The sequence below is a fragment of the Aerococcus sp. L_32 genome, from assembly GCF_050689315.1.
Genome location: NZ_JBOEQF010001113.1, coordinates 1 through 603 on the forward strand (window position 1 = coordinate 1; position 603 = coordinate 603).

Here is a 603-nt window from a genome sequence, read left to right on the forward strand (position 1 = left end):
GTCTTAGCTGGTCAAATCAAGAAGAACGATATCTTATCGCCAGAAGAACGTCGCGTCGTTTCTTACCACGAAATTGGTCACGCCCTTGTTGCGGCCCAACAATCTGGTTCAGCGCCAGTTGAGAAGATTACGATTATACCGCGTACGTCAGGTGCCCTTGGGTATACCATGCAGGTTGAAACGGGAGAGAAATCACTTTACACCAAACAAGAGTTGTACAATCAATTGATGACCCTTGCAGGTGGACGTGCCGCTGAAGAAGTGGTCTTTGGTGAAATCACTACCGGGGCTTCAAATGATATTGAAAAAATGACGAAAATTGCCCGTTCTATGGTCACTCAATACGGGATGTCGGATACTTTCGGCATGATGCAATTGGAAAGTCGTACCAACCGTTACTTGTCTGACAATACACAGAGCCAGGTATCCGGTGGTACCGCTGAAAAAGCAGATCAAGAAGTCATTGAATTGATCAAACGTGCCCATCAAGAAGCCGGCGAAATCTTGATGAATAACCGCGAAAAATTGGATGAGCTGTCTGAATACTTAATTCAGGAAGAAACCATTACCGGTCAACAATTCATGCAAATTTTAAATAAATAA

1 pseudogene is annotated in these 603 nt (G+C 43.9%); it reads left to right on the plus strand.

The window, feature by feature from the left end:
* Nucleotides 1-603, plus strand: a pseudogene (locus tag ACRCJ0_RS18455) (ATP-dependent zinc metalloprotease FtsH); the annotation flags it as partial.